General features: G+C 63.0%; 11 protein-coding genes. 3 read left to right on the top strand and 8 right to left on the bottom strand.

What is annotated here, in order from left to right; translation table 11 throughout:
* From ABR948_RS20540 to ABR948_RS20530, 3 genes are all read right to left on the bottom strand, one after another.
* On the bottom strand, window positions 1-798 hold a 798-nt coding region (locus tag ABR948_RS20540; protein WP_428121360.1), incomplete at its 3' end, for an FAD binding domain-containing protein.
* A gap of 14 nt (window positions 799-812) precedes the next feature.
* On the bottom strand, window positions 813-3158 hold the full coding sequence (locus ABR948_RS20535) for a xanthine dehydrogenase family protein molybdopterin-binding subunit (protein WP_428121358.1): 2346 nt from the start codon (window positions 3156-3158) through the stop codon (window positions 813-815).
* A gap of 88 nt (window positions 3159-3246) precedes the next feature.
* The gene (locus tag ABR948_RS20530) at window positions 3247-3732 is read right to left on the bottom strand and encodes a (2Fe-2S)-binding protein (RefSeq protein ID WP_428121356.1); all 486 of its coding nucleotides are present in this window, start codon (window positions 3730-3732) and stop codon (window positions 3247-3249) included.
* Window positions 3733-4002: 270 nt separating this feature from the next.
* Between ABR948_RS20530 and ABR948_RS20525 the strand changes: the two genes are divergently transcribed.
* From ABR948_RS20525 to ABR948_RS20515, 3 genes are all read left to right on the top strand, one after another.
* Window positions 4003-4671: a 3-oxoacid CoA-transferase subunit A gene (locus tag ABR948_RS20525; RefSeq protein ID WP_428121364.1), complete on the top strand. Its 669-nt coding sequence runs from the start codon at window positions 4003-4005 to the stop codon at window positions 4669-4671.
* Window positions 4668-5363 (top strand): 3-oxoacid CoA-transferase subunit B, encoded by a 696-nt coding sequence (locus tag ABR948_RS20520; protein ID WP_428121354.1) that lies wholly within the window; start codon window positions 4668-4670, stop codon window positions 5361-5363. Before ABR948_RS20525 ends, ABR948_RS20520 begins: the two co-directional genes overlap by 4 nt.
* Before the next feature lie 341 nt (window positions 5364-5704).
* Window positions 5705-7675 carry a methyl-accepting chemotaxis protein gene (locus ABR948_RS20515; RefSeq protein WP_428121362.1) on the top strand — a complete coding sequence of 657 codons (1971 nt, stop codon included), beginning with the start codon at window positions 5705-5707 and terminating at the stop codon, window positions 7673-7675.
* A gap of 69 nt (window positions 7676-7744) precedes the next feature.
* Here ABR948_RS20515 and ABR948_RS20510 read toward each other — a convergent pair whose 3' ends face one another.
* The 5 genes from ABR948_RS20510 to ABR948_RS20490 all read right to left on the bottom strand — a co-directional run.
* Window positions 7745-8512 (bottom strand): DUF4167 domain-containing protein, encoded by a 768-nt coding sequence (locus ABR948_RS20510; protein WP_428121351.1) that lies wholly within the window; start codon window positions 8510-8512, stop codon window positions 7745-7747.
* Window positions 8513-9053: 541 nt separating this feature from the next.
* The gene (prmC, locus tag ABR948_RS20505) at window positions 9054-9938 is read right to left on the bottom strand and encodes a peptide chain release factor N(5)-glutamine methyltransferase (protein ID WP_428121349.1); all 885 of its coding nucleotides are present in this window, start codon (window positions 9936-9938) and stop codon (window positions 9054-9056) included.
* A gap of 196 nt (window positions 9939-10134) precedes the next feature.
* Complete coding sequence (gene prfA, locus ABR948_RS20500) at window positions 10135-11220, bottom strand: peptide chain release factor 1 (protein ID WP_428121346.1); 1086 nt, start codon at window positions 11218-11220, stop codon at window positions 10135-10137.
* Between the two features lie 55 nt (window positions 11221-11275).
* The gene (gene ptsP, locus ABR948_RS20495) at window positions 11276-13543 is read right to left on the bottom strand and encodes a phosphoenolpyruvate--protein phosphotransferase (RefSeq protein WP_428121343.1); all 2268 of its coding nucleotides are present in this window, start codon (window positions 13541-13543) and stop codon (window positions 11276-11278) included.
* Window positions 13544-13972: 429 nt separating this feature from the next.
* Window positions 13973-14530, bottom strand: a 558-nt coding sequence (locus ABR948_RS20490; protein ID WP_428121341.1) for an ACT domain-containing protein, incomplete at its 5' end; no start/stop codon positions are given.

The following is a 14530-nucleotide window of genomic DNA, read 5'->3' as shown; positions in this document are numbered from 1 at the left end:
GCCGGCCTCGGCAACGGCGCGCTGTGCCATCACCTTGATCAGGTTGGCGCGATAGGTCGATGATCCGTGAATATCCGTCAATAGCCCGTCAGCGGAAATCTTGACGCTGTCGAGCGCGCCAGCCGACCAGTTCGCCTTCAGCGCCGCCTCGACGGCGGGCACCCGCATCACACCGCTCGAGGATGCGCCGGTGGCGGCAACGCGGACATCCCCCGATTTGGTCTTGACCACGAACACGCCGGTGAGTGCGAAGCGCGAGGCGGGGTGGCGCATCTTCGCGTAGGCCGCCTTGGCCGGAATCGGGAACACGACCTGTGTGATGATCTCGCCGTCCGCAAGCGCCGTCGTGAACAGGCCCTTGAAGAAATCGTCCGATGCAATCGAACGCTTGTTGGTCTTGACGGTCGCGCCCAGCGCCAGAACGGCGGCGGGATAATCCGCGGCCGGATCGTTGTTGGCGATTGAGCCGCCGATGGTGCCGCGATAGCGCACTGCCGGGTCGCCGATAATAGAGGCGAGATGGGCGAGCGCGGGAATTGCCGTCTGTACCGTTGCGCTCCGGGCCACGTCGTAATGCGTTGTCGCCGCCTTGATCGTCAGCGCGTCCCCGGAAGCCTCGATGCCGATCAGTTCCTTGATCCGTCCGAGGTCGATCACGTCGGACGGCGACGCAAGCCGCTGCTTCATGACCGGGATAAGCGTATGGCCACCGGCGAGATATTTCGATTCGGCGCCCTTTGCAAAGAACGCCGCGGCTTCATCGACGCTGGAGGGGCGATGGTAGGTGGTCTCGTACATGATTCATCTCCCTCTTACGCGTTGCCGTGAATGGCGTGCCACACCCGATCGGGCGTCGCCGGCATCGCGAGCTTGTTGTTGCCGATCGCATCCGTGATGGCGTTGATGACGGCGGCGGATGCGCCGATCGCGCCGGCTTCGCCGCAGCCCTTGACGCCCAGGGGATTGCCCGGGCACAGCGTCGGGGTGTGCGACAGCTTGAAGGATGGCAGGTCGTCGGCTCGCGGCATGGTGTAGTCCATGAACGATGCGGTGATGAGCTGGCCAGAGCTGTCGTAGACCGCGCCTTCGAGCAGCGCCTGCCCGATTCCTTGCGCAAGGCCGCCATGGACCTGGCCCTCGACAATCATCGGATTGATCAGCCGGCCGAAATCGTCGGCGGCGACGAAATTGACAAAGCTGGTCTTGCCGGTGCCGGAATCGACCTCGAGTTCGCAGATATAGGCGCCTGCCGGGAAGGTGAAGTTGGTGGGATCGTAAAACGCGGTTTCCTTCAGGCCGGGCTCCATGCCGTCGGGCAGATTATGCGCGGTATAGGCGGCGAGCGCGACCATCGGCAACGCAATCGACTTGTCGGTGCCGGTGACTTTGAACTCGCCGTTCTCGATGACGATGTCGCCCTCGGACGCTTCGAGCAGATGCGCCGCGATTTTCTTGCCCTTGGCTTCGACCTTCTCCATCGCCTTGACGATGGCGGTGCCGCCGACCGCGATGGAGCGCGAGCCGTAGGTGCCCATGCCGAACTGAACTTTGTCGGTGTCGCCATGGACAATCTGCACCTGGCTGATCGGAACGCCGAGACGTTCTGCAATCAGCTGCGCGAACGTCGTCTCGTGCCCCTGGCCGTGGCTATGCGATCCGGTCAGGACTTCGATGGTGCCGACCGGATTGACGCGGACCTCGGCCGATTCCCACAAGCCGACGCCGGCGCCCAGGCTGCCGACCGCTTTCGAGGGCGCGATGCCGCAGGCTTCGATGTAGCAGGAGAAACCAATGCCGCGCAGCTTGCCCTCCGACTTGGCTTTTGCCTTGCGCGCGGGGAAGCCGGCGTAATCGATCGCCTTCAGCGCGGCGTCGAGCGACGCGCCAAAGTCGCCGATGTCATAGGCCATGATTACGGGGGTCTGGTGCGGGAAGGTCGTGATGAAGTTCTTGCGGCGCAAATCCGCCGGATCGACTTTCAGCTGCCGCGCCGCGGTTTCCATCATGCGTTCGATCAGGAAACTCGCTTCGGGACGGCCCGCACCCCGGTAGGCATCGACCGGCGTGGTGTTGGTATAGACGCCCATCACCTCGGCATAGATCGCGGGAATGTTGTACTGGCCTGACAATAGCGTCGCATAGAGATAGGTCGGCACCGCCGACGAGAACAGCGACATATAGGCGCCGAAATTGGCGTGGGTCTTGACCCGCAGGCCCAGGATCCTGTTGTCGCTGTCGAACGCCATCTCCGCCTTCGAGACATGGTCGCGGCCATGGGCATCGGTGAGGAAGGCCTCGGAGCGATCACCGGTCCACTTGACCGGGCGCCGCACCTTCTTGGAGGCCCACAGTGCCACCATCTCTTCCGGATAGACGTAGATCTTCGAGCCGAAACCGCCGCCGACATCGGGCGCGATTACCCGCAGCTTGTGCTCCTGGGCGATGTTGTAGAAGGCCGACAGTACCAGACGCGCGACATGCGGATTTTGCGATGTCGTGTACAGCGTAAAATGCTCTTCGGCTTCGTTGTATTCCGCGATCGCCGCGCGCGGCTCCATCGCATTGGGCACCAGCCTGTTATTGGTAAGTTCGAGCGATACAATATTGGCCGCCTTGCTGAAGGCGTCCTTGACGGCGGCCTCGTCGCCGATCGACCAGTCGTAGACCACGTTGCCCGGCGCTTCCGGATGCAGTTGCGGCGCGCCCGGCTTGATGGCGGCGGCGATATCGGCCACGGCGGCAAGTTCTTCGTAGGTGACGATGACGGCTTCGGCCGCATCCTTCGCCAGGTTCTTGGTCTCGGCGATGACGACGGCGACCGCCTGGCCGGCAAAGCGAACCGTCTCCGGCGCCATCGCCGGCCACGCGCCCATCTTCATCGGCGTGCCGTCCTTGGACGAAATCGCCCAGCCGCAGATCAGATTGCCGACCTTGTCGTCGACGATCTCTTGTCCGGTCAGCACGCCGACCACGCCCGGCATCTTCATCGCCGCCGAAGAGTCGATGTTTTTTACCCTGGCGTGCGCGTATGGGCCGCGGATGAAATGGGCATGGGTCATGCCATGGAGCTTGATGTCGTCGACGTAGCGGCCTTTGCCGGTAATGAAACGCCGATCTTCCTTGCGCACAACGCTTGCGCCAATGCCTTCAACGCCCATGTCCTGTCCTCCCAGTCGGAGTTTTGCTTTCCGCCATTTCCATCGAAATTCGGCGGCATCGAATTCAGCAATAGGTGGTCGGCAGCTTCTATTCCGCCGCCTGCGCGACCTTCATGCGGCCGGCGGCGTCGAGCACCGATTTGACGATGTTGTGGTAGCCGGTACAGCGACAGATATTGCCTTCCAATTCGTGCCGGACGGTCTCTTCATCGAGCTCGCCGCTGTGCCGGTTGACGATATCGATCGCCGACATGATCATGCCGGGCGTACAGTAGCCGCACTGCAGTCCGTGATTGTCGCGGAATGCCGCCTGCATCGGGTGCAATTCGTCGCCCCTGGAAATACCCTCGATGGTGGTGACGTTGACGCCGTTGGCCTGCCCGACCAGCACGGTGCATGATTTGACGGCGCGGCCGTCGATGTGGACCACACAGGCGCCGCACTGGCTGGTGTCGCAGCCGACATGGGTGCCGGTCAGGTTCAGATGATCGCGCAGCAGATGGACGAGGAGAGTCCGGTCCTCAAGATCGGCCGAGACTGCCTTGCCGTTCACGGTCAATTTGACAGTAGACACGCTTGGTACCTCCCGAATGTTTTTATTTGTTTGAATTAGACGCACGGGGGGAAGACTTTGCAACTAGGAATTTCGTCGCGTAGCGCATTGTGATGTCCTCTGCGCGTCAGGCTTTCGCGTCCTTCCGGGGCAGGGCTCGGGTAGATGCCTCATGCAAATTTGCGGCTTTCTCGGCGGCGGCGTTGATGGTTTATTCCGCCCGATCCGGTCCTGGCGTAAGCCACGGACCGCAAACGATAATGAAGCCGATCGAAGGGACGTTTTGAGGTGATCGACAAGCAGGTGAAGACAACCGCCGACGCCGTGGCCGGGGTTCGCGACGGGTCGACGGTATTGGTGGCCGGATTCGGCGCTGTCGGTGTCGCGGATAATCTGCTCGATGCCCTGCACGAACAGGGGGCCAGGGAGCTGACCATCGTCGCCAACAATTCCGGCAATGGCGATTACGGCCTGGCCCGGCTGATCAATTCCGGCCGGGTGCGCAAGGTGATCTGCTCCTATCCGCGCTCCGGCGACTACAGCGCCTTTCTCAACGCGTACCGCGCCAAAAGTCTTGAGCTGGAACTGGTCCCGCAAGGCATCATCAGTGAACGGATGCGCTGCCATGCGGCAGGCCTTGGCGGGTTTTTCTCGCCGGTTTCGGCGGGGACAAAGCTCGGCGAGGGCAAGGAAACCCGGCAGATCGATGGTCGCCTGCACGTGTTCGAGAAGCCGTTGAAGGGCGATGTCGCGCTGATCAAGGCCAACAAGGCCGATCGCTGGGGCAACCTGACCTACCTAAAGTCGGCGCGGAATTTCAATCCGGTGATGGCGATGGCCGCCGAGCTGACGGTGGTCGAGGTTGACGGCATGGTGGAGCTTGGCGAACTCGATCCCGAAGCGGTTGTCACCCCGAGTATCTTTGTCGACCGCGTGGTCGTTGTGGGAGCGCAGGCATGATCCCCGAATCCTATCGGCCTCTGACGCGCGAACAAATGGCCTGGCGCGCCGCGCAGGATTTAAGGGAAGGCGATTACGTCAATCTCGGCATCGGCATTCCGACCCTGGCCGCGAGCTACGTGCCATCAGGCCGCGAGGTGATCTTTCACAGCGAGAATGGCATCCTCGGCATGGGTCCGAAGCCGGAGCCCGGCAGGGAAGACCCCAATATGGTCGATGCCGGCAAGAACAAGACGACACTGGTCGCGGGCGGCTGTTTCGTCCATCACGCCGATGCGTTCCTGATGATCCGCGGCGGCCATCTTGATGTCAGCCTGCTCGGCGCCTTCGAAGTCTCCGAAAACGGCGACCTTGCGAACTGGACCACCGAAGATCCGGCATTTCCGCCCGGCGTCGGCGGCGCCATGGATCTGGCCGTCGGCGCCAAGGCCATCCGTGTGATCATGGAACACACCAGCAAAAAGGGTGAGCCGCGCATCCTTAAGACGTGCACCTATCCCTTGACCGCGGCCGGCTGCGTGAAGCGCATTTATACCAATCTGGCGGTCATCGACGTGACGCCGGAAGGACTCTCTGTGATCGAGATGATTCCGGGCATGACGGTTGAGAAGCTGCAGACCCTGACCGAACCGAAGCTGCAACTGGCCCCCAGTTGGCAGGCTCTGGCGCCACCCGAGGCTCGCGCGGCATAACCAGCCAGAGCGCGATCCGGAACGGTGGGAGCCGGTTTTCCTCGGGACAAACCCGAAGCGTTTGCCCGGAGATCATGCTCAAATACGGAAATCTGGCCTGAAATCCCGCGAGAATGGCCGACTTTACGGCAGTGCGCGATGGATTCCGTCGCCGCACGACCTGATTTACGGCCTTTTATCTATTCTGCTCTAGTTTTCCGGATTGGGTTCGGGGGGCCTGCTTCCCGATGCCGCGGCTATTCAGAAAAGTGGTTTGGGGGGTCCGGGTGAGGTCGTTGAAGCGCATCTGGCGGCCATCGGTATCGCTGAGGTTCCCGACCTTTCGATTTCGCGCCAAAATCATGCTCGGCTTTGCCACCGTGCTCGCCGTCTCGGCCGCCAGCATGGGCATCGCCTATCTCGGATTCGAGCGCGTCTCCGCGGGCGTCGCGTCGTACCGCAACAGCGTGTCGGAAGCCGATCTGGCGCGCAATATCGACCGCGATCTGATTTCGTACCGGGGGCTGGCGCGATATTATGTCGTGACCGGGAAAGAAGACGATGCCAAGACGGCGCTGGCCGCCGAAGCGGGTCTGAAAGCCGCCATCGATCAATCGATGAAGGGCACCACAAATCCGGCGCGCCTCAATCAGATCACGAAACTTGCCAGGGAATTCCGCGCCTTTACCAAGATCTTCGCCGACATTCTCAAGGTCAAGAACGAGAGCGCGCTGCTGACGCAAAACCAACTGACGCGCGGTGGCACCTCGCTGCGTTACAAGCTTGACGATCTCGCCAGCAACGCTGTCGATGCGGAGCTTCCGGCGGTCGAACTCGGCGCCAAGCAGGTGGCCGCGCAATATCAGGCGGCGATCGCGCTCGCCAACACCTTCGTCATCAATTCCGACATGACGGTCGCAACCAGTGCGCTGGCGCGGCTCAAATTCGTTGAGAACTCGCTGAAGGCGATTTCGGCGACCGACGAAAAGATCGTGCAGGGCCTCAAGGAGATTTCCACGCTGCTGGATGAGTACCGGCAGACGCTCAGCAAGCTGATTGGAAACGCCAAGGAGATCGGCGAATTGACGACCGAGATGGCCGAATCCGCCGATGCGATCATGAAGGGCTCGAACGCGATGAAGGCGGACCTGCTCTCCGATCAGCAGCGGCTGGAGTCGGAGTCCGATGCCACCATCGGCGAAACCGAGCGGCTGGTGGTGATGATCGCGCTCGGCGGTTTCCTGCTGGGCGGGGCGCTGGCGGTATTGCTCGGCAAAAGCATCTCCCGGCCCATGATCGCGATGTGCAAGGCGATGCGGGAACTCGCCGGCGGCAATTTCGATGTCGTGCTGCCAGGTCTCGGCCGCAAGGATGAACTTGGCGAAATGGCCGGCGCGGTCGAAGAGTTCAAAGTGCAGGCGGTCGCCAAGGCGGAGCGCGATGCGGCCGCCCATGACGCCCAGAGCAAGGCCAGCAGCGCGGCGCGCCGCGCCGAGCTCATTCGCTTCGCCGATGATTTCGAGGCTGCGGTGGGCGCGATTGTTTCCAACGTTTCGGCCTCCGCCGTTGAGCTTGAAACGGCCGCCGGAACATTGACGCGAACCGCGGAAACCACGCAGAGCCTGTCCAGCCAGGTTTCCGGTTCATCGGAAGAGGCGTCCACCAACATGCAGTCGGTCGCCTCCGCGACGGAGGAGCTTTCCGCCTCGGTCGATGAAATCGGAAGACGAGTGCGCGAATCCAGCCAGATCGCGGAAGCGGCAGTGCTTCAGGCCCAGCAAACCGACGGGCGGATCGGCAAATTGTCGCGCGCGGCGCAAGAGATCGGCGACGTGGTGAAATTGATCACGGCGATCGCCGAGCAGACCAATTTGCTGGCGCTGAATGCGACCATCGAAGCCGCCCGTGCCGGTGACGCCGGCCGCGGTTTCGCCGTCGTCGCCTCCGAGGTCAAATCGCTGGCCAGCCAGACCGCGAAAGCGACCGACGAGATCTCGTCGCATATTTCCGGCATGCAGGGCGCGACCCAGGAATCGGTGGCCGCGATCAAGGAGATCGGCGGCACCATTGCCAAGATTTCCGACATCGCCGCGACGATTTCGAGCGCGGTCGAGCAACAGAGTTCAGCGACACAGGAAATCGCGCGCAGCGTTCAAAACGTCGCCCAGGGCACGCAGGAGGCTGCGGCCAACATCATGCGGGTCAATCGCGGCGCCACGGAAACCGGGTCGGCATCGGAGAATGTGCTGAGCTCGGCACGAACGCTGTCGACCGAAAGCACGCGGTTGCGTGAGGAACTCGACCGCTTCATGGCGAATATCCGCGCGGCCTAAATCGCGTCGTCCCGGCTTCCACCGGGACGGTTTTCAAAGAGAACTTTTGAAGAAGGGCCTAGCGTCCTCTTACTCATTCCCTGGATTGAAATCATCGCCTGGCGTCACCGGGGCGGCCATGCCTTCGGGGCGCGGACCGTGCGGCCGGCGACGGCGGCGCGGCGGGAAACGTTCGCCGCCATTGCCCTCGAAACCGCCCGGACCGCCATTGATCTGCGGCTGCGGCCCGGTGATGAACGAGGGCAGGCGATCGACGCTGACATTGTCCGCGATCACCGGCTGCGGCTGGGGCTGCGGTGGTTGAAACTGCGGCTGCGGACGATGCTCGCGATGATTGTTGTGTTCGCGGGGCTGATGCTGGTCGCGCGGCTGGTAGGGCTGTCCCTCGCGCTGATTATTGTCGCGCTGATTATTGTCGCGCGGCACAAACGGCTGCGGCTGCGCCGGGACAAAGCCGGGCTCCTGACCGAAATTCGAAAAGCTCTCGCTGTCGTCTTCGCCGTCCTCCGAGGCCATTTCGTTCTCGGTGCGCGGCTGCGGCTGGTTCTGCCGGAACTGCTCCTGGGCGGCAGCGATCAGGCGGAAATAATGCTCGGCATGCTGATAGTAATTCTCGGCGGCGACCGGATCGCCGGAAGAACGCGCGTCGCGCGCCAGCTGCACATATTTTTCCGCGACGTGGGATGCAGTGCCGCGAATCTTGATGTCGGGCCCGTTGGACTCGAACACCCGGGTCATCGGGTTCTGGCCGCGCCGGTTGTTATTATTGTTGTTGTTATTGTTGTTGTTATTATTCCGGTTACGCATCCGCTTGTTGTTGTTCTGACCGTTTCTCATGTCGTGCCTTTATTCCAGCCCTGAAGTTACTAGCCTTGAGACGTGATTAGCCTTGGTAAGTTTAGCCTTGGAAAGTGATTGGCCCTGGATGGTCGTCGTCATGGTCGCTTCGCCCGATCCGGCCACACGCATCATGCGCACCGAATAGCCGCGCCGTTTCAATTCCACACAGATTTTGCCGTACGTCGCGGTCAACAAAGACGCGTTCCCCAACAGCCCAGCGTGCGCCGCCGGCCGCATCAAATCATTCCGCCTGCCAAAACAAGCACAGGTTTCTTGCGTGAGTTTTCAAGCGCAATATCAGGCTTTCGTTCGCTTTGCGGTCGGAAGCGGCGCAGCTCTCTAAAGCCATCGCGCTCGATTGGACCTGCGTTTTGGAACCTTTCACTCCGGGCGGGCTCTCGCTTTGAGAACTCTGGCCTCCACCCGCAATATCCCTTCGGGGTATTTACGGGGCCATCAACCCTGGACCGATGTTGTAGGCGGAACGTAGTCGCTCCCGGGGAATATTCCAAGTGATTTTTTGCATTCCAATTGGGCATTATGGGGGCAATTTCCGGCCCGCGACGGCCCGGCGGATGCCGGCGAGGTCGGCCTTGGGAGGCTTCTGCTGCGTTAACCCTGCCGCCGTCATCAATTCTTCGATATCGCCGCTTTGGTCGTGACCTGCTTCGACGACGAGAATGCCACCGGGCGCCAGCCGCCGCGCGGCCTGCGGAATCAGCGCGCGGTAGGCGTCGAGGCCATCGGCGCCGCCGTCAAGCGCCATCAGCGGGTCGTGATCGCGGACTTCGATGGCGAGACCGGCGATATCGGCCGAGCGGATATAGGGCGGGTTCGACACCATCAGATCGAAGGATTCGGACAATGCGGCGGCAAAGTCGCAGGCGATGAATGCCGCGCGCGATGCAAACCCCAGACGAGCGGCATTGCGGCGGGCGATCCGCAGGGCTGCCACGCTGACATCGGTGCCTATGCCATAGGCATCGGTTAATTCGGATAACAGCGCCAATAGAATCGCACCCGAGCCGGTGCCGATATCGGCGATGCGCAACCGGCGCTCCGGATGGGGCTCGGCACGCAACATTTCCAGCGCCAGTTCGACCACCGTCTCGGTGTCCGGCCTTGGCACCAGCGTCGCGGCCGAGATTTGCAACGGCAGTCCCCAGAACTCCTTAGTCCCCAGAATGCGCGCCACCGGCTCGCCGGCGAGACGCCGGCGGGCGAAATCCTCAAGACGCATCGCCTGATCCGATGTGACCGGCCGCGCCGCCGCCGCGATCAGTCCGGTCAGATCGAGACCCAGCGCGGCGCCGACCAGAATCCGTGCGTCGAGTTCGGCCTGGTCGATGGCGCCGGATTTGAATCGCGCGGTGAGTTTACGCCGTACGGTTTCGACGGTCTGTCCGGCGAGCGATTCGGTCATGTGGTTGCTGCCACGGCTTCAGCGTCGTCCCCGCGAAAGCGGGGACCCATACGCCGTGACTTCTCGATTTGGGCGACGCAGGTTAACGCCTTCCATAACAATGAGCGCCGGTGGTTATGGGTCCCGGCTCGCGCGGAGCCTGTCATCGGGCGGCGCTTCGCGCCGACCCGTTGGCTTGGCCGGGACGACGACGTACTCACGCCGCCGCGCCCTGGGCGGCGAGTTGCGCGGCCTGATGCTCGGTGGTCAGCGCGTCGACCAACTCGCCGAGCGCTTCGCCCGCGATCACCTGCGGCAGTTTGTAGAGCGTCAGATTGATGCGGTGATCGGTGACGCGGCCTTGCGGAAAATTATAGGTGCGGATGCGCTCGGAGCGGTCGCCGGAGCCGACCTTTTCGCGACGGTCCGCCGAACGCACGGCATCAATGCGCTGGCGTTCGGCGTCGTAGATGCGCGAGCGCAGGATGTTCATCGCCGAAGCGCGATTTTTATGCTGCGAGCGGCTGTCCTGCATGCTGACGACGATGCCGGTCGGAATGTGGGTGATGCGGATCGCGGATTCGGTCTTGTTGACGTGCTGGCCGCCGGCGCCCTGCGCGCGCATGGTCTCGATTCGCAGATCGTCGCTCTTGATGTCGACATCGACCTCCTCGACCTCCGGCAGCACCGCCACCGTCGCCGCCGAGGTGTGGATGCGGCCCTGCGTTTCGGTGTCGGGTACACGCTGCACCCGGTGGACGCCGGACTCGAATTTCAACTTGGCGAAGGCGCCGCGGCCCTTCACCTCGGCGATGATTTCCTTGTAGCCACCCATGGTGCCTTCGCTGGCGGAGATCACCTCGACCTTCCAGCCCTGCAGGGCGGCGAAGCGCTCATACATCCGGAACAGGTCGCCGGCAAAAAGCGACGCCTCGTCGCCGCCGGTGCCGGCGCGAATTTCCAGCACCACGTTGCGGTCGTCCATCGCGTCCTTGGGCAACAGCGCGACGCGGATCTGCTGGGCGAGGTCAAGGCTGCGCGCTGCAAGCGTTTCGCGCTCGGCCTCGGCCATGCCGCGCATCTCGGGCTCGGTCGAGGGGTCGGCGATCAGCGCATCGATGCCGGCGATCTCGGCATCGGCGCCGCGGTAGGCTTTGACGGCGTCGATCAGCGGATTGAGCTCGGCGAGCTCGCGGGTGAGCCGCACATAGGTCTCGGAATTGACCTGGCCCAGCAACTGGGACTCCAGCGAGGCGTGGTGCGCCAGCAGAATATCAAGTTTGGCTTCGGGGAGTATCGACATGGTCAGGTCTCGAAATGCGCAAAATCCGAAAGGGCGATGCAGCGGCAGAGCCTCGCTACAACGACAGCCCCTCGGCCTCGGCGAATGCCGTCAGCTTTTCGCGAATCGACACGCTGCCGGACGGCGCATCGAGCAGCGGCGTCATCATGGCTTCGGCTTTGCCGGCGTCGAGGTCGAGAATCATCGCCTTGACCGGACCATGCCCGGTGGCGGACAGCGACAGCGAGCGGTAGCCCAGTGCGATGAGCGCCAGCGCGCCGAGCGGCTTTGACGCCATCTCGCCGCACAGCGAAGCGGATTTCTTGGCCGCATTGGCCTTCTGCACGATCTGGCGCAACGCCCGCAGGATCGGGGCGGACATGGTGTCGAACCGCTCGGAAACCTTGGCGTTGCCGCGATCGACCGCGAACAGGAACTGAAACAGGTCGTTGGATCCCACCGAGACGAAATCGACCTTCTTCAGCAGCTCGTCGAGCTGATAGAGCAGGGCCGGGACTTCCACCATGGTGCCGACGTCGATGCGTTCCGGCAGCGTATGCCCGTGCTGACGCAGATAGGTCAGCTCGCGCTCGACGATCGCCTTGGCGGAATCGAACTCGGCGACCTCGGTGATCATCGGAAACATGATGCGCAGCGCCCGCCCGCCGCCGGCCCGCAGCAGCGCGCGGATCTGGCCGCGCAGCAGGCCGGGCCGGTCGAGCCCGAGCCGGATCGCGCGCCAGCCGAGCGCGGGATTTTCCTCGATCACGGTTTCCATATAGGGCAGCGCCTTGTCGCCCCCGATATCGAGCGTCCGGAAGGTCACGGGCTTGGGGCCCGCGGCATCCAGCACCGTGCGGTACAGCGCGAGCTGGTCGCTGGTGCGCGGCAGGCTCTGGCCGACCATGAACTGCAGTTCGGTGCGAAACAGGCCGATGCCGGCGCTGCCGGTGTCGTCGATATGCGGCAGATCGATCACCAGGCCGGCATTGATCATCAATTCGACCGGCTGGCCGTCCTTGGTGACGCAGGGCTTATCGCGCAGTGCCGAATATTGGGCCTGCCGCCGCGCGCGGAACCGCACCCGTTCCGCATAGGCCTGCTCGACTTCCGAGGAGGGGCGGACATAGATCGAGCCCGAGGTGCCGTCGACGATGATGGCATCGCCGGGATCGGCAATACCCGCCGCGTTCGGTATTTCGCCGACCGCAGGGATTCCCAGCGCCCGCGCCACGATCGAGACGTGGGAATTGGCGGTGCCTTCCTCCAGTACCAGCCCGCGCAGGCGCTTGCGATCATAGTCGAGCAAGGCGGCAGGCCCCATCGCACGCGCGATCAGGATGGCGTTGTCGGGCAATTGCTCGCGGGAGGGAGCGTGGTCCTGCCCCACCAATTGCCGCATCAATCGATGGCCGAGGTCCTCGAGGTCATGCAGACGGTCGCGCAAATAGGGATCGGTGGAGCGCAGCATGCGCGCGCGGGTGTCGGACTGCACGCGCTCGACCGCCGCCTCCGCGGTGAGGCCGGTGGCGACCGCCTCGTGCAGCTTGTGCGACCAGCCGTGATCATTGGCGAACATGCGGTAGGCTTCCAGCACGTCGCGGTGCTCGCCGCTTTCGGCGACGTCGCCGCGCTCCAGCATGCGGTCGAGGTCGGCCCGCAGTTTTGTCAGCGCGGCATCGAGGCGCTTGATTTCCTTCGGCAGGTCTTCGGCGATGTAATTGGTGATGACGACGCGCGGCTCATGCAGCACGACATGGCCGAGCGCGATGCCGTCGGACAGGATTGCGCCGACCTTGTGCAGCGAATGCCGCGCGGCGGGCTCGGCGCCGGGCTGCGCCAGCGCCGACAATTCGCCGGAAGCGATCATCTCCGCCAGCACCATGGCGGTGGTCTGCAGCGCCTCGACCTCTTCCTCGACATAGGTGCGCTTGGCGCGGTTCTGCACCACCAGCACGCCAAGCGTATTGCCGGCGCGCAGGATCGGAACGCCGAGGAATGAATGGTAGATTTCTTCGCCAGTCTCCGGGCGGAACGAGAACGCCGGATGGCTTTGTGCGTCGCTCAGGTTGAGCGGCGTCGCCTCGCTTGCCACCAGGCCGACCAGACCCTCATGCGCGCTCAGCACGGTCCGGTGCACCGCGTCGCGGTTGAGGCCTTCGGTGGCGTAGAGTTCCAGCGTGTTGTCGACGCGCAGCACATAGGTCGAGCACACCTCGGCCACCATGTTGGCGGCGATCAGCACCACGATCTTGTCCAATCGTTCCTGGGCCGAGACCTGCTCCGCCATGGTTTCGCGGAGCCGTCTCAACAAGACGCGGGGGCCTCCCGACGCGCTCCGCATGTCCCAAGATCCTCCCCCGCGAGGCCAGCGCACCGGGTGGCCGGCAGCTGGCGTTAAGTTCACAAAAAACAACAATTTTAATCATTCGGCGCCGCCGCAAGCCCTGGATATCGGCCGAATCAGGATTGCCAAAACTGTGGCACAGTTTGCGGCAGCTCACCCATCAGGCCGTATAGCGAATTGAGGCTTGTTTTGCCAAGCAAAACGCCTGCCACGCGCCCCGCAGTCCCATGCTGCGACTGCTAAGCGCAGGATTTGCCAAAAGTGCGCGCGATCCGGCGATCAGATCATGCGCAAAAGATAATATTTTTGGAGCAAAATTCTTCCGGAGCGTTTTCGAGCCGGGAACGACGGCCGGTTCGCGTCCGGAAAACGCGTCAAAACAAAAGATTAGAGCCTCGGTTCTGATTCGCTCAGAACCGATCGGCGCTAGGCCTGGTCGAGCCCATAAAGCGTGTGCAGGGTGCGCACCGCGAGCTCGGTATAGGCGGTGTCGATCAGTACCGAAAACTTGATTTCGGAGGTGGTGATGGCGCGGATGTTGATGTTGCGCGCGGCCAGGGCGGCGAACGCCTTGGCGGCGACGCCGGCATGGCTGCGCATACCGCTGCCGATGACCGAGACCTTGGCGACGTCGGTGGCGCTGTCGAGCCTGATATAGCCGATCTGGGCCTTGGCCGACGTGATGGTATCGCGGGCGCGGACATAGTCCGAGGCCGGAACCGTGAAGGTGAGGTCGGTGGTCTTGCCGTCCTCCGAGACGTTCTGCACGATCATGTCGACGTTGATATTGGCTTCCGCCAAGGGGCCGAAGATCGAGGCGGCGACGCCCGGCTTGTCCTCGATCTGGCGGACGGAAATCTGGGCTTCGTCCTTGGAAAAGGCGATGCCGGTGACGACGTGGCTTTCCATGATTTCCTCCTCGCTGCAGATCAGCGTGCCCGGCGGCTGGTTGGCGTGCGGGTCGATATCTTCGGGCTTGTCGAA

The sequence above is a fragment of the Bradyrhizobium sp. genome, from assembly GCF_050014615.1.
GTDB lineage: Bacteria > Pseudomonadota > Alphaproteobacteria > Rhizobiales > Xanthobacteraceae > Bradyrhizobium.
This window is presented reverse-complemented; position numbering and strand designations above follow the sequence as displayed.

Excerpts from the sequence above, each read along its gene's own strand:
- ABR948_RS20515 (WP_428121362.1), top strand. The coding sequence starts at position 5,705 with ATGCTCGGCTTTGCCACCGTGCTCGCCGTCTCGGCCGCCAGCATGGGC.
- ABR948_RS20520 (WP_428121354.1), top strand. The coding sequence starts at position 4,668 with ATGATCCCCGAATCCTATCGGCCTCTGACGCGCGAACAAATGGCCTGG.
- prmC (WP_428121349.1), bottom strand. The coding sequence starts at position 9,938 with ATGACCGAATCGCTCGCCGGACAGACCGTCGAAACCGTACGGCGTAAA.
- ptsP (WP_428121343.1), bottom strand. The coding sequence starts at position 13,543 with ATGCGGAGCGCGTCGGGAGGCCCCCGCGTCTTGTTGAGACGGCTCCGC.
- ABR948_RS20510 (WP_428121351.1), bottom strand. The coding sequence starts at position 8,512 with ATGAGAAACGGTCAGAACAACAACAAGCGGATGCGTAACCGGAATAAT.
- prfA (WP_428121346.1), bottom strand. The coding sequence starts at position 11,220 with ATGTCGATACTCCCCGAAGCCAAACTTGATATTCTGCTGGCGCACCAC.
- ABR948_RS20535 (WP_428121358.1), bottom strand. The coding sequence starts at position 3,158 with ATGGGCGTTGAAGGCATTGGCGCAAGCGTTGTGCGCAAGGAAGATCGG.